This is a genomic window from Pseudomonas sp. PDM17, assembly GCF_014851985.1.
Classification (GTDB): domain Bacteria; phylum Pseudomonadota; class Gammaproteobacteria; order Pseudomonadales; family Pseudomonadaceae; genus Pseudomonas.
This window is the reverse complement of the sequence record NZ_JACVAT010000005.1, coordinates 515,370-534,022: the sequence shown is the minus strand read 5'-3', so window position 1 is coordinate 534,022 and position 18,653 is coordinate 515,370. Positions and strand designations below refer to the sequence as shown.

Annotated in this window: 17 protein-coding genes; 12 read left to right on the top strand and 5 right to left on the bottom strand. The window is 59.1% G+C overall.

Annotation, left to right across the window (positions count from 1 at the left end; translation table 11 throughout):
* The first annotated feature begins 71 nt into the window (after positions 1-71).
* The 11 genes from IB256_RS20590 (at position 72) to IB256_RS20540 (ending at position 12,937) form a co-directional block, all read left to right on the top strand.
* On the top strand, positions 72-1,361 hold the full coding sequence (locus tag IB256_RS20590) for an OprD family porin (RefSeq protein ID WP_192289747.1): 1,290 nt from the start codon (positions 72-74) through the stop codon (positions 1,359-1,361).
* A gap of 29 nt (positions 1,362-1,390) precedes the next feature.
* Entirely contained in the window at positions 1,391-2,368 is a 978-nt protein-coding gene (locus IB256_RS20585; protein WP_081517622.1) for a Bug family tripartite tricarboxylate transporter substrate binding protein, read from the top strand.
* A 49-nt stretch (positions 2,369-2,417) separates the two neighbouring features.
* Positions 2,418-2,885 (top strand): tripartite tricarboxylate transporter TctB family protein, encoded by a 468-nt coding sequence (locus IB256_RS20580; protein WP_081517621.1) that lies wholly within the window; start codon positions 2,418-2,420, stop codon positions 2,883-2,885.
* Between the two features lie 10 nt (positions 2,886-2,895).
* The gene (locus tag IB256_RS20575; protein ID WP_192289749.1) at positions 2,896-4,416 is read left to right on the top strand and encodes a tripartite tricarboxylate transporter permease; all 1,521 of its coding nucleotides are present in this window, start codon (positions 2,896-2,898) and stop codon (positions 4,414-4,416) included.
* Between the two features lie 335 nt (positions 4,417-4,751).
* Positions 4,752-7,124 carry a type VI secretion system Vgr family protein gene (locus IB256_RS20570; protein ID WP_192403901.1) on the top strand — a complete coding sequence of 791 codons (2,373 nt, stop codon included), beginning with the start codon at positions 4,752-4,754 and terminating at the stop codon, positions 7,122-7,124.
* A gap of 21 nt (positions 7,125-7,145) precedes the next feature.
* Positions 7,146-9,581, top strand: a complete 2,436-nt coding sequence (locus tag IB256_RS20565) for a M23 family metallopeptidase (protein ID WP_192403899.1) — start codon at positions 7,146-7,148, stop codon at positions 9,579-9,581.
* On the top strand, positions 9,578-10,144 hold the full coding sequence (locus IB256_RS20560; protein WP_192403897.1) for a hypothetical protein: 567 nt from the start codon (positions 9,578-9,580) through the stop codon (positions 10,142-10,144). The genes IB256_RS20565 and IB256_RS20560 overlap by 4 nt, the downstream gene beginning before the upstream one ends.
* A gap of 194 nt (positions 10,145-10,338) precedes the next feature.
* Positions 10,339-10,731 (top strand): hypothetical protein, encoded by a 393-nt coding sequence (locus IB256_RS20555; RefSeq protein WP_192403895.1) that lies wholly within the window; start codon positions 10,339-10,341, stop codon positions 10,729-10,731.
* 14 nt (positions 10,732-10,745) lie between these two features.
* Positions 10,746-11,189: an XAC2610-related protein gene (locus tag IB256_RS20550; RefSeq protein ID WP_192403893.1), complete on the top strand. Its 444-nt coding sequence runs from the start codon at positions 10,746-10,748 to the stop codon at positions 11,187-11,189.
* A gap of 562 nt (positions 11,190-11,751) precedes the next feature.
* Positions 11,752-12,165 (top strand): hypothetical protein, encoded by a 414-nt coding sequence (locus tag IB256_RS20545; RefSeq protein WP_192403891.1) that lies wholly within the window; start codon positions 11,752-11,754, stop codon positions 12,163-12,165.
* A 157-nt stretch (positions 12,166-12,322) separates the two neighbouring features.
* Positions 12,323-12,937, top strand: coding sequence for a hypothetical protein (locus IB256_RS20540; RefSeq protein WP_192403889.1), 615 nt, complete (start codon positions 12,323-12,325; stop codon positions 12,935-12,937).
* Between the two features lie 134 nt (positions 12,938-13,071).
* On the opposite strand, the gene IB256_RS20535 is transcribed toward IB256_RS20540, so the two are convergent.
* The 4 genes from IB256_RS20535 to IB256_RS20520 all read right to left on the bottom strand — a co-directional run bounded on the left by IB256_RS20535 (position 13,072) and on the right by IB256_RS20520 (position 16,199).
* Positions 13,072-14,328 carry an XAC2610-related protein gene (locus IB256_RS20535; protein ID WP_192403888.1) on the bottom strand — a complete coding sequence of 419 codons (1,257 nt, stop codon included), beginning with the start codon at positions 14,326-14,328 and terminating at the stop codon, positions 13,072-13,074.
* Positions 14,329-14,511: 183 nt separating this feature from the next.
* Positions 14,512-14,883, bottom strand: coding sequence for a hypothetical protein (locus IB256_RS20530; RefSeq protein ID WP_192403886.1), 372 nt, complete (start codon positions 14,881-14,883; stop codon positions 14,512-14,514).
* Positions 14,884-14,888: 5 nt separating this feature from the next.
* Positions 14,889-15,581 carry a uracil-DNA glycosylase gene (ung, locus tag IB256_RS20525; RefSeq protein ID WP_192289762.1) on the bottom strand — a complete coding sequence of 231 codons (693 nt, stop codon included), beginning with the start codon at positions 15,579-15,581 and terminating at the stop codon, positions 14,889-14,891.
* A 54-nt stretch (positions 15,582-15,635) separates the two neighbouring features.
* Complete coding sequence (locus IB256_RS20520; RefSeq protein WP_192289764.1) at positions 15,636-16,199, bottom strand: hypothetical protein; 564 nt, start codon at positions 16,197-16,199, stop codon at positions 15,636-15,638.
* Between the two features lie 209 nt (positions 16,200-16,408).
* Between IB256_RS20520 and IB256_RS20515 the strand changes: the two genes are divergently transcribed.
* A complete protein-coding gene (locus tag IB256_RS20515) occupies positions 16,409-17,656 on the top strand; it encodes an ABC transporter substrate-binding protein (protein ID WP_192403884.1) in 1,248 nt (415 codons plus the stop codon).
* A gap of 1 nt (position 17,657) precedes the next feature.
* Here the strand turns inward: IB256_RS20515 and IB256_RS20510 are convergent, their stop codons facing one another.
* Entirely contained in the window at positions 17,658-18,536 is an 879-nt protein-coding gene (locus IB256_RS20510) for an AraC family transcriptional regulator (protein ID WP_081517616.1), read from the bottom strand.
* Between the last annotated feature and the right edge of the window lie 117 nt (positions 18,537-18,653).

Here is an 18,653-nt window from a genome sequence, read left to right as displayed (position 1 = left end):
GCAAAGACCGTCAACAGAGCGGAAGGCGGCGTGGTGCCCTTTCGCGACAACAACAAGAACGGAGACCACAGATGCCCACCGCCCGGCCTTTGGCTGCACCGGCTTTTTCCAAGCCCAACTCCCGCTGTCTGACTCCCGCCCTGCTGGCTTTCGCCGGGGTCGCCCCGCTGTGCGAAGCCGCCGGCTTCGTCGAAGACAGCAGCGCCACGCTCAGCACCCAGAACATCTACTTCAACCGTGATTTCCGCGACGGCGCCGGCCAGTCCAAGCGCGAAGAATGGGCGCAGGGTTTCATCCTCGATTTCCAGTCCGGCTACACCCCCGGCACCATCGGCGTCGGCCTGGATGCCATGGGCATGCTCGGCCTGAAGCTCGACTCCTCCCCGGACCGCACCGGCACCGGCCTGCTGCCGACCCACGATGACGGCCGCGCCGCCGACGAATACAGCAAGCTCGGCCTGACCGCCAAGTTCAAGGCCTCCGAGACGGAGCTGAAGATCGGCAGCCTGATCCCCGACCTGCCCACCCTGCAGCCCAACGACAGCCGCCTGTTCCCGCAGACCTTCGAGGGCGGCCTGCTCAACTCCACCGACCTGCCGGGCCTGAACTTCACCGGCGGGCGCCTGGAGAAAGTGAAGGACCGCGACTCCACCGACTACACCGACCTGGCGCTGAACAACAAGAACCGCCGCTTCTCCGGTGGCAGCGCCGAGGGCAAGCACTACGACCTGGCCGGCGGCGACTACAAGTTCACCGACAACCTCACCGGCCGTTACCACTACGCGCAGCTGGACGAGGTCTACCGCCAGCACTTCGTCGGCCTGCTCGCGAGTTATCCGCTGGGCCCCGGTAAGTTCAGCGCCGATATGCGCCTGGCCATCAGCGATGACCAGGGCGAGGCGCGCGGCGGCGAGATCGACAACCGCGCCTTCAACGGCATGCTCGGCTACGCCATCGGCGCCAACAAGTTCAGCCTCGGCTGGCAGCAGATGAGCGGCGACAGTGCCTTCCCCTACATCGACGGCAGCAACCCCTACCTCGTCAACTTCGTCCAGGTCGGCGACTTCGCCGAGACCGACGAGCGCTCCTGGCAGGTCCGCCACGACTACGACTTCGCCGGCCTCGGCCTGCCCGGCCTGACCCTGATGAATCGCTACATCAGCGGTGACAATGCCAAAATCAATGGCATGGACGGTCACGGCAAGGAATGGGAGCGCAACACCGACATCAAGTACGTGATCCAGAGCGGCCCGCTCAAGGACGTCGCGGTGCGCGTGCGTAACGCCACCTACCGTTCCAGCTTCGCGCGGGACGCCGACGAGACGCGTATCTATCTCAGCTACTCCCTGGCGATCTGGTAAACCGACAACAACAAGAGAGGCATCGCACCATGACCACCGTCCTGCGCAACCTGACCCTCGCCGGCGCCACCCTGCTCGCCGCCAGCCAACTGATGGCCGAGCCCAAGCGCCCGGAATGCATCGCCCCGGCGTCCCCCGGCGGCGGCTTCGACCTCACCTGCAAGCTGGCGCAGAGCGCCCTGGTGGACGAGAAGCTGCTGACCAAGCCGATGCGCGTCACCTACATGCCCGGCGGCGTCGGCGCCGTGGCCTACAACGCGGTGGTCGCCCAGCGTCCGGCCGACGGCAACACCATCACCGCCTTCTCCAGTGGCTCGCTGCTGAACCTGGCCCAGGGCAAGTTCGGCCGCTTCGACGAGAACGCCGTGAAGTGGCTGGCCGCCGTGGGCACCAGCTACGGCGCCATCGCAGTGCCCAGCGACTCGCCGTACAAGAACCTCGGCGACCTGGTGGCCGCGCTCAAGGCCGACCCGGGCAAGGTGGTGATCGGTTCCGGCGGCACCGTCGGCAGCCAGGACTGGATGCAGACCGCACTGATCGCCAAGGCCGCCGGCATCGATCCGAAGCAGCTGCGCTACGTCGCCCTGGAAGGCGGCGGCGAGATCGCCACGGCGCTGCTGGGCGGGCACATCCAGGTGGGCAGCACGGACATCTCCGACTCCATGCCGCACATCCGCGCCGGCAAGATGCGCATCCTCGCGGTGTTCTCCGAGGAGCGTCTGAAGGATGAAGGCATGGCCGACATCCCCACCGCCAAGGAGCAGGGCTTCGACATCGTCTGGCCAGTGGTGCGCGGTTTCTACGTCGGGCCGAAGGTGAGCGAAGAGGATTACCAGTTCTGGAAGGCCTCCTTCGACAAGCTGCTGGCTTCGGAAGACTTCGCCAGGCTGCGCGACCAGCGCGAGCTGTTCCCCTTCGCCATGACCGGCCCGGAACTGGACGCCTACGTGAAGCAGCAGGTCGCCCAGTACAAGCAGCTGGCCCGCGAGTTCGGCCTCATCCAGTAACGCCCCGAGCGGCGCCGCCTTCCACGAAGGCGGCGCCAGGAGACTCCCCATGTCCCGTACCAGCCTCTTCCAGCGGCTGTTCGCCGGCGCCTGGCTGTTCGCCTGCGTCGCCTTCGCCCTGATCGCCTGGCAGCTCCAGGCGCCCTTCTCCTACGAACCGGTCGGCCCGCGCGCCTACCCGCTGCTCTGCCTGGGCCTGATGGCCGTGGGCCTAGCCTGGCTGATCGCCCGTCCCACGCCGATCAAGCGCGAGGAAGACGAACCCGCGCTGGAAGGCGCGCTACTAGGCAAGGTGGTGCTCTGCGTCGTGCTGCTGGCGGTGTATGCCGGCCTGTTCGAGCCGCTGGGGTTCATCCCGGCGAGCGCGATGATCGGCACCTTCATCGCGCTGATCTACGGCGGCCGCCCGGTGGCCAGCGTGATCACCGCGACGCTGCTCGCCATCGGCCTCTACGTGCTGTTCGACCGCACTTTGGACGTCCCGCTGCCGCTGGGCATCCTCGACCCCCTGCTCTGAGGAACTCGTCATGGAAACTTTGAGCTATCTCGGACAGGGCTTTGGTGTCGCCCTGAGCCCGTACAACCTCATCACCGCGCTGATCGGCACCCTGATCGGCACCGTCGTCGGCCTGCTGCCGGGCCTGGGCCCGATCAACGGCGTAGCCCTGCTGATCCCGGTCGCCTTCGCCCTCGGCCTGCCGCCGGAGTCGGCGCTGATCCTGCTGGCCGCCGTGTACCTGGGCTGCGAATACGGCGGGCGGATTTCCTCGATCCTGCTGAACATTCCCGGCGAAGCCTCCACCGTGATGACCACCCTCGACGGCTACCCCATGGCACGCAACGGCCTGGCCGGCGTGGCCCTGTCGCTGTCGGCCTGGAGCTCGTTCATCGGTGCCTTCATCGCCACCTGCGGCATGGTGCTGTTCGCCCCGCTGCTGGCGAAATGGGCCATCGCCTTCGGCCCCGCGGAATACTTCGTACTGATGGTCTTCGCCATCGTCGCCCTCGGCGGGCTGGCCGGCGACCGGCCGCTGAAGACCCTGCTGGCGGCGCTGCTCGGGCTGTTCCTGTCCAGCGTCGGGATCGACGCCAACAGCGGCGTGTACCGCTTCACCTTCGACAACATCCACGTCTCCGACGGCATCCAGTTCGTCGTGCTGGTGCTGGGCCTGTTCTCGGTGAGCGAGATCCTCCTGCTGCTGGAGAAGACCCACCACGGCCACAAGATGGTCGAGGCCAGCGGGCGCATGCTGTTCAACATGAAGGAAGCCGCCTCGGTGGCCGTGGTCAACGTCCGCTGCGGGCTGCTCGGCTTCATCATGGGCGTGCTGCCCGGCGCCGGTGCGACCCTGGCCAGCGCCGTGGCCTACATGACCGAGAAGAAGCTGGCCGGTGACACCGGCAAGTTCGGCAAGGGCGACCTGCGCGGCCTGGCCGCCCCGGAAACCGCCATTGGCGCCTCCGCCTGCGGCGCCCTGGTGCCGATGCTGACCCTCGGCGTACCCGGTTCGGGCACCACCGCGGTGATGATCGGCGCGCTCAGCCTGTACAACATCACCCCCGGCCCGCTGCTGTTCCAGGAACAGCCGAACATCGTCTGGGGCCTGATCGCCTCGCTGTTCATCGCCAACGTCATGCTGATCATCCTCAACGTGCCGATGGTGCGGGTGTTCACCCGCATCCTCTCGGTGCCGAACTGGGCGCTGGTGCCGGGCATCGCGATCATCACCGCCATCGGCGTCTATGCCGTGCACGCCACCACCTTCGACCTGTTCCTGATGGTCGCCATCGGCATCCTCGGCTACATCCTGCGCAAGCTCGATTTCCCGCTGTCGCCGCTGCTGCTGGGCTTCATCCTCGGCGGGCTGATGGAACAGAACCTGCGCCGCGCGCTGTCCATCTCCAACGGCGAACTGGGCATCCTCTGGTCCAGCCCCATCGCCATCGGCACCTGGGCACTGGTCGCCCTGATGCTTGGCCTGCCGCTCTACCGCGCCTGGCGCAAGCGCACACGCCGTTCCCGCGAGGCCGTGGCTGACGCCGCGTAAAGCAACCACGCTCGCCGCGTCGAGACGCGCGGCGACTTTCAAGGCCCGCCTCTGTGCGGGCCTCTTTTTTGTTCGAGAACTCTGAAGTGAACCGCCAATCGGCCTGGGCTCCCCGGCAAACCACGTCCCACGAGTACTCGTCGTTGCGCTGACCGATTGACGCCGAGACTGTCAGAAATGAAAGGCTGCGACGGTCGGCTCTACCGCTTTGCCTACGCCAGAGACAAACCTTCGTGCTGACAGCGACCAATCGCGCAACTTCCCCGGACGGGTCTGACTGACAGAGCCACCACCCAACTGGTGGGATCAACGTTCTCCCGGAACGGACGCCCGCCATGCTCATCAACGCTGCCCACCGCTTCTTCGATCACAGTCGCCATACCCTCAAGGTCAGGGACGTTGAAGCCCCGCTCGACGTCCTGGCCTTCAGCGGCGATGAGGCCCTCAGTCAACCCTTCCTCTACCGCATCGAATTCACCAGTACCAATCTCGACCTCCCGGCCGACGCCTTCCTCTGCAAGGACGCCAGCTTCAGCTTGCGCGCGCCGCCGGAGCAGTTGGGCATTCCCGGCTACACGCCGCCAATCGCTCCACCCCTGCGCACGCTGTACGGCACGATCAGCCGCTTTTCCCTGCTGTCCATGTCACGGGACGAATCCCGCTACGAGGTGACTTTCGTCCCCCGTCTGAGGCTGCTGGGCCTTGCCCGCCAGTACCGCCTCTATCAGAACCAGAGCGTGCCGGAGATCGTCGAGCAGGTGCTGCGGCGCAATGAGTTCGAAGGTCAGGACTTCCTGTTCGAGTTGACCCGCGACTACCCGCAGCGCGAACAGGTGATGCAGTACGGCGAGGATGATCTGGCGTTCATCCAGCGCCTCACCGCCGAGGTGGGCATCTGGTACCGCTTCTCGATGAACCCCGAGCTACGCATCGAGACGGTGGAGTTCCACGACGACCAGCGCCATTACCAGCCCGCGCCACCCTTGCCGCTGCGCCCGCTGTCATCGCTGGAGTCCAGCGGACAGGATGCCGTCTGGAGCCTGCAAGGCAAACATGAGCTGGTCCTGCAGCAGGTCAGCAACCGCGCCTACTACTACCGCGACGCCGGCGCTGAGCTGGACGCGAATGTTGACCTGCTCAAATCGCCGAAAACTACCTACGGCGAGGCTTACCACTACGGCGAGCCCCACCAGAAACTCGGCGACGCCTACGCTCAGGACGAAGACCTGGAGAGCGAAAGCGGCTACTTCTACGCGCGCCTCGCCCACGAACGCTACCTCAACGAACGCACGCGCCTGACCGGCCACACCAGCAGCCCCGCGCTGCTACCCGGGCAGATACTCAAGCTCGACGGCGTAGACAAAAACTTCGCACCGGGCGCGGTGATCGTCCGCCTGCACAGCAGTGCCGCCCGCGACCGCAGCTTCGAAGTGCAGTTCGAAGCCATCCCCTACGACGAGCAAGTCTGCTTCCGCCCCACAGTGCCGGCCAAACCGGTGATTGCCGGCACCATTCCCGCCCGCGTCACCAGCCCCGAGCCGAACGACCTGTACGGCCACATCGACATGGAAGGCCGCTACAAGTGCCATTTCGTCTTCGATCGCGACACCTGGCCCGCAGGACGCGAGTCAATGTGGTTGCGCCTGGCGCGCCCCTATAGTGGCGACACGTATGGGCTGCACCTGCCTTTGATACAAGGCACCGAAGTACGGATCGCCTTCGAAAACGGCGACCCGGACCGGCCCTACATCGCCCATGCGATGCACAACAGCCAGCACCCCGACCACGTCACCCTGAAGAACTACAAGCGCAACGTCTTGCGGACGCCGGCCAACAACAAGCTGCGCTTGGATGACTCGCGCGGAAAAGAGCACATCAAGCTCAGCACCGAATACAGCGGCAAGAGCCAGCTCAACCTCGGGCATCTGGTGGATGCCCAGCGCGAACAGCGCGGCGAAGGTTTCGAGCTGCGCAGCGATGGCTGGGGTGCAGTGCGCGCCGGCAAGGGCGTGTTCATCAGCGCCGACGCGCAGACAGGCGCGCAAGGTCAGGTACTGGCCATGCAGGAAGCCATCGCCCGCCTGGAGCAGGCCAGCGACGAGATGCAGCAGCTCTCCAGCGATGCCGAAATGTCCCAGGCCGACGCGGCCAACTATCTCGCGCAAATCGCCTTCATGCGTGAAGAGGTCAAACAGCTCGCAGGCGCCGTCGCCCTGCTCAGCGCGCCCCAAGGCATCGCCCTCACCAGCGGCCAGCACCTGCAGGTGGCCGCCCAGCAGAACCTGATGCTCAACGCCGGCGCCGAGGCGGACATCAGCGTCGCCAAGCGCCTGTTCGCCGGCATCGGCGAAGGCATGAGCCTGTTCGTCCGCAAGCTCGGCATGAAGATCTTCGCCAACCACGGCGCGGTGCAAATCCAGGCACAGAACGACCGCATGGAACTGCTCGCCCGCAAGGCCGTGGACATCACCAGCACCGAGAACGAAATCCATATCACCGCCAGGAAGGCAATCGTCATCAACGCTGGCGGCAGCTACATCCGCATGGATCAGCACAGCATCGAGTACGGCACCCAGGGTGACTACCTGATCAAGTCGCCGCATTACGAGTATCGAGGGCCGGCCAGTCTGCACCCGGACATCCCGTTCCTTCCGCGCGAATCCACCGGCGAAGCGAAGAAGAAATCCATCTACCCACTGTCGCTCTGACTAGGCCAAGGAAGCCTGCACATGATCATCAGTCCTCCCTTCATTCCCGCTCCGGTGGCCGGGGAAACCGACGAAGCCTTCGTTGAGCGCGCCATGCCCGGCGGCAACCTGGGCGATGGCGCCTACCCCCTGAGCTTCGACCTCAACTGGCACGGCGGCCTGCATCTGCGCGCCCCGCAGGAGAACGGAAAGAACCTGCCCGTCCGCGCGATTGCCGACGGTACGCTCGCATTCTTCCGTGCCCCAGAGAAGAAAACCGACGATCCCAACAACGCGCTCAACTACGGCAACGGCTGGACGGACAACGGCTGCATCGTGCTGCGCCACGAAACCGAAATCGGCGAAGGAGCACGCAGCCAGGTGGTGTTCTATTCGATCTACATGCATCTATCGAAAATCAACATCGCCAACCCGCAGCTCAAGCAGCGCGTCTACCGCAAGGACAGCATCGGCGAGGTTGGGGAAATCTACGGCAGCGCTGGCAAGATTCACTTCGAGATCATCGCCAGCGACACTCAGGTCGAGCACCTGACCGGCCGCAGCACGCGAGAGCTGGACTACCGCACCCGCGACGGCCGAACCGACAGTTGCTGGGGCGACATGTACTTCTACGTCCCCAGCACTCTACAAGGCTTCGCCGCGCCACCGAGCAACTTCGCCTCGCCCACCATCACGGGCGCTGCCTCCTTCAGCTTCCCCGCCCTGCCAGCAGGCTGGCTCACGCCAAGCGGAAGCCCCAGCGGACTCGCCATCACCACCACCCAGATCGACGGCTACCGCCCGGAAATGGTCAAGCAGATGCAGCAGGGTCTTATCGTTCGCATGCGCTACGACAAAGGCCAGTGCCAGCTGACCACCTACCACCTGACCGGCGAACTCATCGGCAGCCAGAGCGAAGAAGCGGACTTCGAGTACAACCTCTACACCACCGCCACCCGCCGCTACCCCGCCTGCCCTAGTGCCGGCTACGAACTGCTGCGCTTCGGCCGGGTGCTGGGGCCGGATGCACTCCAACCGGCCGACGCCGCGCACTGGCGGAAGATCAGCCTGCCGCCCCGTACCGAAGCTAGCGAAGCGGAACGCAGCGCCTGGTTCAACCTCAACGCCCCCGGCGTGACCCGCTTCAGCGATGCCGACTTCCCGCACTGGATGGGCTGGCGTCTGATCGACGATGACGACGACTCCGACAGCCATTGCCAGTCGGATTACATCCGCACGCTACTCGAACCATCAAGCCATTACACCGACCCACCGCCTCGCCAACCCGATGCCGCCAGCATCGCCATCTCCCCCGCGTACGACACGATGACCGCAGGAGATCAGCGCCGGCTTTCCGAGCAATACGTGCTCGACCGCGAACGAAACGAGGCCCGGCTAGCTGATGCGGGCACCCACGAAAAGCTCAAACGCCTGATCTGCAAATTCCCCACCGAATGGGCACGCGATGATTTCGATACGCGCTATGGCTGGCTAAAGAAAGTCGCGGCGGGTGGGCCTATGTCGGAGGATGACTTCGAGGAACTTGAGAAGCATCAAAAGGCGTTGGCGTTTTGGGAGGATGCCGGATTAGCGGATATCGATAATAAGCATTGGCATTTCCCACCAAAAGAATTTGCCATAACCTTCAAAAGATGCGGCTGGTTATCTCTGAACGAACTAACACAGTTAATCCCAAAATACATCATAAGAAAACCAGGCTCAAACAATTCCCAAAGCCAAGGCGTATGGGAACAGCCAAACATTACAGCGTCGATAACATTTATAAAAACGCACTCATTGGAAATAAACAGAAGCCTCCAGAAATTCCTTATAAATACACCATCCAGACAAGCATGCTTCTTTGGAAACTCAACGCAAGAGACTAGTTGGTTCAGATACCTTAAGGAGTCTAACGGAAGCAACCCAACTCTACATTCAGGATGGTATGGAAGAGGTCTTCTTCAACTGACCAACCCTAACGGAAACCTCGGTAGCGGAAACAACAACTACTACAGATACTTCAGATTTAGCGGGAAATCTCCAAGCATCCCTCCAACGCCAAGTGAGCTAATTTGGCGAAACGAAATTGGGGAGTTATCCAGACAGGCATGCGATAGCGCAGGGGCCTACTGGGTATGGCCGGATAAATCTGGTCCAACCATAAACAACCCAAGCCTACCTCAAGTAGGAAATACCAACCGATTTGCTGACGTAGCGGCACAAAACAAAAGAAGGCAAATACAAACCAATAGCGGATTAAAAACATGGTATTACAATCAATCTTTTACCAATACCGCCACTGCGGTTAACTACCCGGCAGCCACAGGCAGCGCCAGCCCCAACATGAACGGTTTGGTAGACCGATCTACTGCATATACAAATGCAATTATAGTGCTATCGGACACGCCTAGATTCGAGGCACCCAATGGCTCGTACATAGATACTCCCGAGGATTTTCAAAGAAGAGTTCTGCCATGAAAAGATTAATCGTATTCGTGGCTATTTCAACAGCCATTGTATCCACCACTAGCAGAAGTGAATCTTCGTCAACTGCAGATCCAGAAACCAGAGAATTCTGCGACTACACTATTGGGGGAAATCTATTAAAAAACATAATAAACATTGAATCAACAACAAACAACGGCATACAAAAAAACAAAATAACCACAACAATAAAAACAGGAAAAAACCTCATTGAGGCTGATATAGAGATATCTTGCTACACAACATCATCACCCGCAATCACTGAGCCAAGAGACGCGAAGTCAGAAATAGAAACTGAAGACTCAGGGGGGCGATACTATCGGATAGTAAACTGGGAGAAAGAAGTACAAGGAAACAATTGGCTAGGAACCATGGCCTACGTCAATTCAATATTTGGCGATGGAGAAAAGAGCGCTATTCCAAACCAATATCTGGTATGCCCTAAGCTGCCTCACAATCCGTGTTTTTACATACATATAGCTACCCCCACGAAACTATCAAAAAGAGATTCAATGCAAATCATAAACACCATGAAAGACATATCAATAAAACCATGAAAATGAGATCATCTCTTTTGATCGCGACCTCACTGGCATCAACTATGCCTTGTGCCGCTAATAACTCATCAATCGACACCAACCGCCCATACGACTTAAAAAAAACCTGTGGATTCTCATTGCAATCTGAAAAGAAATTAATACAGGGATCCGACGCATGCACCCTACTATACGAAGCGAGCCCTATATCTGGAATGATCTTCGCCGAAAGCAATGCCAACATAAACTCAGGAGTAATCAAGGGAAGTAAAATCCCGAAAGGCTCCACATACCCTCAAAGAGAATCATACAGCGATGACGCAAGAGACTTCACACAATCAATCATAAGCAAAGAAAAATACCAACCACAAAAAGCCTTCCCCGGCAGCAACATACGCATTACCAGACTAAAGGTAACATACATTAAAGAGGACCCCAACTCAGAAAGATCAGAATACACCTCCAAGACATATGAGTGCATAGACGGAATAGTAAAAGGAAAACTAGAAAGCATAGTTATCTCTCTTTGCGAGCCTGAGCCTCTAAGAAAAAGCGTCCCCAACACCGACTGGAGACTGAAGCTAATAAATAGCTTAAAAACAGAGTAAGCACTGATGCCAAGATGAAAGTAAAAACAATAGTTTTAGCAGGTTCTATCCTCGCCGCGATTGGTACAACATCCACCAACGCAGAGATCATTGGCTTCTTTCCGTCAGACGACAGCAAGGTCACGATAAAAATAAAGAATAACGAAGTAGAGATAATCAACGGAGACAAGATAGAAAAGAAAATAGAATTCGACACAGAAAAGACATTAAACATAGAAATTTCCGACTATGACTTTGATAAAAACCTAGATTTTTCCATATGGCATTCCGACGATGGGAAGGGAGTATACGACATATACAGAATTTTCTTGTACAACAAAAAAACAAAAGCATTCGTCGAAGCACAATCGAAATGTGGAGATGAATTTATAAACGTGAGAATAGATAAAAAAACAAAGACAATCGCAAGCACAATCTTTGAAGATAACACCCCGAAAATTTGCCACACAAAGCTATAAGAAAAACAGCCATTCGACAGCGATCAAAACATCTCGTGAAAATCCTGCTCCCCCTTATATCCTGCATAGTATTTCCATCAACCTCTCTGGCGGATTCATGCCAATCCGCCAAAGAACTAATATCTACCAACCTCTATAAGAACAAGGAATATAGAAACTTCACGTGCGGCGGGAAAAAATGCACACCAAATGTATTCTCCGCAAGAGTATCCATAGAATCCATAGACCTCGGGAAAAGTTTGACAGGCTGTTTTGCGACCCCAATAAAGAAAGCCGAAAACTACTACATAGGATTTTATCTAATCCAAAACAACAAGCCAAACCAACAGTTCATTTTCTTCGGATCATATCTATGCAAAACAAAGACCATTAAGAACGGCTAACCGGAGAGGAACGCATAGACTCCGAAACTAAAGAGAGATACACATTCAAATGGAATGGAAAACATTACATCTCAACCCCAACAACACTAACTTACTCTCCCGGCGACCTCAAATGCCAGTAACCTATGAAATATTCCCTATTAGTTCGTGAGATAAAAAGCTTCCGAGGAGCACACATATTGCCAACGCTCTTCGTTTCAAATATTGCATTCGGAGGCATCAACACAGAAGTTCTATGCTTTCATTCTCTTGGACAAAAAGAAATACAGCTTGAATTCAGAACATTCTATGAGACAGAAAGCAAATGGAGTGGCGGATACGTAAAGTACTCCACTTCAAGCAAGGTCATTCCTATAGTCCGCAAGAGCATCGAAGAACACGAAATGGCAAGCGACGCCCCTGTAGACAGTACATCAACATGGATAGAAATAGATAGCGGAGACATATCAGGAGAGTACGAAATTTCTTCACAAGGAGCCTACGTGTACGATTTCAACTATACCAAACGAAAAAACGGGAATAAGTACTACTTTACGCTAGACTCAAACATTGATTTTAGTATCGATTCAGGCTGCCAATGGAAGATAAAGTAGAAATACTCGAAACTTATAAATTAAATCCACGACAGAGAAACAAACTTAGCCATTAGACAAAAACTGGGCATGCTTATTTTCCAAACCCCACATCTAAGCCAGCCTGAGACCAGTCCTCCCCTCTGTCATTATTCCACTGTAAATATCTGCTAAAACCATGAAAAATCCATTAGCTCTCATCATTATTTTGACGATTACAAAAGCAAACGCAGACTCAATATACGAACAGGCAGACTGCAGAAAAACCGAGTCAGATGCGAAAATTGAAATATATGCAAACGGAGCACTCTACCAACTTGAAAACAACAGCAAGACCTGCGATAGATATTATTCATTCATAGACTCAGGCGACGGGAGCATGGTAATTCTGGCCGGCCCAAGCTCTGATGAGCTCGGAATAAACGCACAGAATGAAGTTTATCTCGCCACCTCTGGAAGCCGGAAAGCAATTTATATTGGCTCAGTACCCGTGCGATCAGATTTTATTGAAAACAAGACATTTCGAGATATCGCGCAAGTCGGGGGCTCTCTCTTTGAGACAATATACATTATTAAAGATGGAAAACTAACAACAGCCTATCCAGGCTATGAGTTCATATTCTCTGACGAGCAATGCATATACAACAATGAAAAATCAAAAAAATGCACCACGCTGACAGGCACCTATGAAAACCCTATCTGTGCGTGGCAATCGGGCGAGAGAAAACTATTAGCCAAAAAAGAGAGGTGCGAAGACTTAAGAGACAACATAGATTCTCGATTAGGAAAATAGCGAGAATTAGAAGATAGGATGATAAAGGGGACAAATTTATTTCCCAAACTCCACTCCTAAAACATCACCATCCAGTCTTAGAGCAGAAAATAAATCTATCCCCTCTCCATCCAGGCAAGGGAATTGAAACCGCCCTACTTGGGCTCCGACTCGTCACATAGCTCCGGATTCTCGCTTAATACTATGTGGCGAATGCGAACTTTATCTATGAACGGCACTTCAGGGCAGTACCTCTGGCCAGCTGGCGTCTCTGCCTTCTTCCAGGTGACAAACTCTGTGCGAAGAACAGTTGGCGGCTTCCCGTTCAAGTTATGCTTCCATACAGGAAAATGCACACCATAGAGAGAATCCCCCATGGCTTCACATGCCGTGGGGTCAAGTCCTTGTAGTTCTACCCTTCCGTCACCCGAAGCATAGATATGAGTTGCAAAGTCAATAAATCCATCGCCGTATTTTGGGACAACATAACAAAGAAGTCGCTGCCCATTATCCAGAACCGGAAGAAGGTAACTACTCCAACTCTCAACTTCCTCTACATCGTCACCCTTCCAGCGATAAGTCGTGATGCCGTGTTCACAACAACTGGCCCGCCAAAATGTGTAAACGATCTGATGTACAGAATCGAACTCCGGCGAGGTGATGCCCTGCAAAATCGGTGGTGCGTCAACGAAACGGCCGCTCATCGGGTCGTACAACCACGTCTGGTGAGGGATATTTGGGCCTGCCGGAAGGAATTGGGCAATAGTCAGGTCCGGCCAACCATCGAAGTTTGCATCGATCAGGCTGGGGACGAATATCCCGCAGGTTCCCTGGGACTCAGCGGGTAGCGACTGGAATAACTTTCCATCCTTGTATAGGCGGAGGGCCGATACAAATGGAGGCTCGAAGCAGTTGTCATCCCCTTCAGCAGGCAGACGATTCGCTACCAGACGTATCTCGTATGGAAAAGCCTCCTTAAATCCAGTTGTGTCAGGGCGCAAATCCAAGCCTAAAACTTGCGCGCCCGAAGGAGATTTCCATTGGCCGAGGAAGCCATCCCTGTTCGACTCAATCTGCCATAAACCTGTAACGGCATTCCCTTTGCCATTGTCGCGCTCGGCAAGCTCAGCCCTTCCACCGGACATTCGGCCAGTCAACGCGAGCTGAGTACGGGTCTGTAGCGTGCAAGGTTGGTAGCAATAGGTACCGGAAATTTGGTCGCCCACGCGAGTCAGCGAGACTTCCACTTGCTTGTTACCGAGAGTGCCCACCCATTTCCTGTCCCAGCCGGGAAACTCGTATGACGCGGAGGATTTGCTGGGGTCTTCGTCTGCAATTACGAGCGAACTGACGGGGAGCAGCAAAGGAAGCAGGCAGGCCAATAAACGGTTACTGGAATTATGTAGAGGCATAACGGACTCCTTGTATTGGAAGCCTACCCAAAAAATCCGTTGCCAAGAGGTCTAGTCACGGCTTTCAGCTTATGACGCAACCATCACAGAAACGACTCGCCCCGTGCTCGGTATATTCCCTACAAAAAGGAGGCAAATAAAGATTTCTGTCGAACTGAACTTATCGCCTCTTTTTTGTTGCGATCAGGAGGCACGGGAGACGCGCAGCGAAACCGTCCAGCGCTTGCCGCTGACCGGTTTGGCGCAGACGACTTCGACGACCTTGCGCCTGAGCTCGCGCCCGTCAGGCGCGAACAGGCGAATCTCACCCCAGCGGGTGTCCAGCGGCACCGAACAGCGGGCAACAAGGGCCTTGAGATTGGGTTCGGCCACCGTCCAGGCGGTGTCGTCGCGGGCGTTCTCGGTGGCGACGAAGACGCGGGCCGCCTGGTCGATTTCGTACAGGCCGTGAATCGACTCGCTGGAGCGGAAGTCTTCGAGCGGGGAACCGGCGGCGACGCAGTTCATGCCGAGCACAAGGCTCGGCAGGGAAAGCAGCCACGCGGGCCGGAGCATCGGCATCACACCGGCGGCAGCGACCAGTCGATGGGCGTCAGGCCGTGCTGTTCGAGGAACTTGTTGGTGCGGCTGAAGTGGCCGTTGCCGAGGAAGCCGCGGTAGGCGGAGAGCGGCGACGGGTGCGCGGACTTGAGCACCAGGTGCTTCTGCGCGTCGATCAGCTTCTGCTTGCTCTGCGCGTGGGAGCCCCAGAGCAGGAATACGAGGTTCTCGCAGCGCTGGCTGACCACTTCGATCACCTTGTCGGTGAACGGGCCCCAGCCCGCCTGGGCGTGGGAGCCGGCGCGGGCCTGCTCGACGGTGAGCGAGGTGTTGAGCAGCAGCACGCCCTGCTCGGCCCAGTGCTGCAGGTAGCCGTGGCTGGGGATCGGCAGGTTGAGGTCGCGTTGCAGCTCTTTATAGATGTTCTGCAGCGACGGCGGCGTCGGCACGCCCGGCTGCACCGAGAAGCACAGGCCATGGGCCTGGCCGGGGCCGTGGTAGGGGTCCTGGCCGATGATGACGACCTTGATGCGCTCCAGCGGCGTGGTGTTCAGCGCGTTGAAGATCAGCGGACCGGGCGGGAAGATCACCTTGCCGGCGGCCTTCTCCGTGCGCAGGAACTCGCCCAGCTGCTTCATGTAGGGTTTTTCGAACTCCTCATGGAGGGCTTCTTTCCAGCTGGGTTCCAGCTTGATCCGGTCGTCGTGGGTCATGGTGCGTCTGCCTGGTGAAACGAACCGGCACGCTAAGCAAGCGCCCCGGCCAAGTCAAGGCGACTTGTGCCGCACCGCCCAGGAGCCCGGCAAACGCGGCACACCGCTGCCCAGGCCGGCCAGAATCCACGCTGCGACGGCAACCGTCAGCCCCAGGTGGAACAGCTCGCGGCGCGGCACGCCGGCCAGTTCGCCATGGGTGCCGATCAGCAGGCCGCTACCGATGAACAGCAGCGCGCCAAGCAGCGCCAACCCATAGCGGCGCGAGCGACCGGGCCAGGCGATGACCAGCAAGGCGATCAGGTTGCTCACCAATGAAAGCTGCGACAGGAACACCAGCAGCGCGCCGATCACCAGCACCACCACCTGCCGGCCGGGGCCGCCGGACAGACGCCCGAACGCGATCAACGGCAGGCCTACAGCGCCGGACACCACGCTCGCCAAATGATGTGCCTCAGACAATGCCGCAACGCCGCCATACTCCAGCGCGCCCAGCAGCGCTGCGATGCCCATGGACAGGAATCCCAGCGCGCGCCAGCCCATCTGCTCGCGCAGGGCGAGCCAGGCGGCGATGGTGCAGGCCAGGGTGAGCAGCAGTTCGGCGATCACGGGCAGCATCGGGCAGTCCTTCTTCTTGTCGTCGGCGCAGACTAGCGAGCCCCGCCGCTGCGCGCACGGTCGAGCACGCCAGCACAGGCGACGCCGCGCGCCATCCTGCGTCCATCGACCACGTCCGGATTCGACCAAAGGCCAATGGGAGTGGCCGGCCAGTCTGTGCACAGTCCCCTCTTCGCTTCACCCGCCAATAAAAACAACAGGGAACGAACATGCGCTTTCTGACTGCCGCACTCTCGCTGGTGGCTGCCTTCAGCTGCCTGGCGCAAGCCGCCGAACCGATCAACCTCGGCCTCAATTACCCCCGCACCGGCTCCTACAAGGAAGAAGGCCTCGCGCAGATGCGCGGCGCGCTGCTGGCCATCGACGAGATCAACGCCCAGGGCGGCGTGCTCGGCCGGCCGCTGCATCTGCTGAGCAAGGACGACGCCTCGCGCCCGGAAAAAGCCCTGCGCAATATCGACGCCATGGCCGCCGACGGTGCGGCGATGTTCTTCGGCGGCGCCTCCAGCGCGGCAGCCATCGCCGCCGGAGAACGGGCGGCGCAGAAGAAGTTGCTGTACTTCGGCACCCTCACCTACTCCAACGACACCACCGGCAAGGACGGCCAGCGCTACATGTTCCGCGAGTGCAACAGCGCCTGGATGAGTGCCCGCGCGCTGGGCAACTACCTGGGCCGCACGCTGCCGGGGAAGCGTTACTTCTACGTCACCGCCAACTACACCTGGGGCCTGACCACCGAAAGCTCGCTGCGCCACTACACCGGCACCGAAGACGCCGCCCGGCACCCGTCGATCAAGGTGCCCTTTCCCGGCGCACGCCTTTCCGATTACCGCGATGCGCTGACCCAGGCGGCCGCGAGCAAGGCCGACGTGCTGGTCCTGGCGCTGTTCGGCGAGGACCTGGTGCATGCCATGCGCATCGCCGACGAACTGGGCCTGACGCGCAAGCACCAGATCATCGCGCCCAACCTCACCCAGAGCATGGTTGAGCTGGCCGGGCCCGGCCTGATGCAGGGCGTGATCGGCACCGAACCCTGGACCTGGCAGGTCCCTGAGCGCGAAGGCTCGGCGCGCGGCCAGGCCTTCGTGCGCGATTTCACCCAGCGCTACGGCGTCTACCCCGCCAGCTCCGCCGCCTCGGCCTACAGCATCGTCTACCAGTGGGCCGACGCCGCCCGGCGCAGCGGCAGCCTGGACAGCGACGCGCTGGTCAAGGCGCTGGAAGGCCACCGCTACAGCCTGCTCAAGGGCGAGCAGCAATGGCGCGACTTCGACCACCAGAACATCCAGCGTGTCTACGTGGTGAAGGTGAAACCGCGCGACGAGGTGATGCGCAGCCCGCTGCACCAGGACTACTTCGAGATCGTCGAGCACATGGACGGCCCCGAGGCGGCCCCCTCCCTCGCCGAATGGCAGGCCGAGCGCAGCGCCGCAGGCAAGCCGCTGACCCTGCAATGACTCAGCCGGTGTGCAGCGCCCGGTAGTGACTGGGCGCCATGCCCACCACGCTCTTGAACAGCCGCGAGAAGTAGTACGGGTCGGCATAGCCCAATTGCTCGGCCACCTGACGTACTTCCAGGTTGCCCTGGTCGAGCAGCCGGCAGGCGTGGGTCATCTTCAGCCGGATGAAGTCCTGGATCGGCGCCTGGCCGGTCAGCGCGCGGTAGGTCTTGGCGAAGTGGAAGCGCGACAGGCGGAACTGCGCCGCCAGCTCGTCGAGGTTCAGCGCATCGTGCAGGTGCTCGCGCATCATCGCCTGCACCGCCTCCACGTCCAGTACCCGTCCGGACTTCAGCCGCGCCCGCGCCGGGCGCAGGGCCAGCGAGGTCAGCAGGCTCTGCAGCAGGTGGGCGGCATGGATGAAGTGCGGCAGGCTCAGGCCTTGCCGGCGCAGCGCCAACAGCGCATCGAACTCACCGAGAATGCGCGGCTGCACGCCCACGCGCAGGCGCGGCGACTTGCCCAGCGGGCGCAGAAAGTCCTCGGCCAGCCGGCCTTCCAGGTGCACCCAGAAGATCGACCAGGGTTGCTGCAGGTCGGCGCCATAGGCGTGGGCGCGGCCCTTGGGCAGCACCAGCAGATCACCGCCGGCGACCTCGAATCGTCCATCCGCCGTTTCCAGCCAGCCGAGCCCTGCGCTGCAGTAGATCAGCAGGTGATCGTCCGGGTCTTCCCGCTCCATGCGATGCCCTACCGCTGCCGGGTAGTAGCCCAGCGCCAGCGGATAGCAGGCCTGGCCCAGCGGATGGCGATCCAGCGCGCGGCGCAGGCGTGGCGGGGTGATGAAGCGCACGCCCTGCTGCGGCAGCGGCCAGGTAGAGATCAGTGGACGGGACATGGGCACGAATCCGGGATCGGCAATACCAAGATCGTCCATCCCCAGCACAAGATCGTCAATCCACAGCCGATGGCGCAACGGCTATAACCGAAGGACTCTTTACCCAAGAGCCCAAGA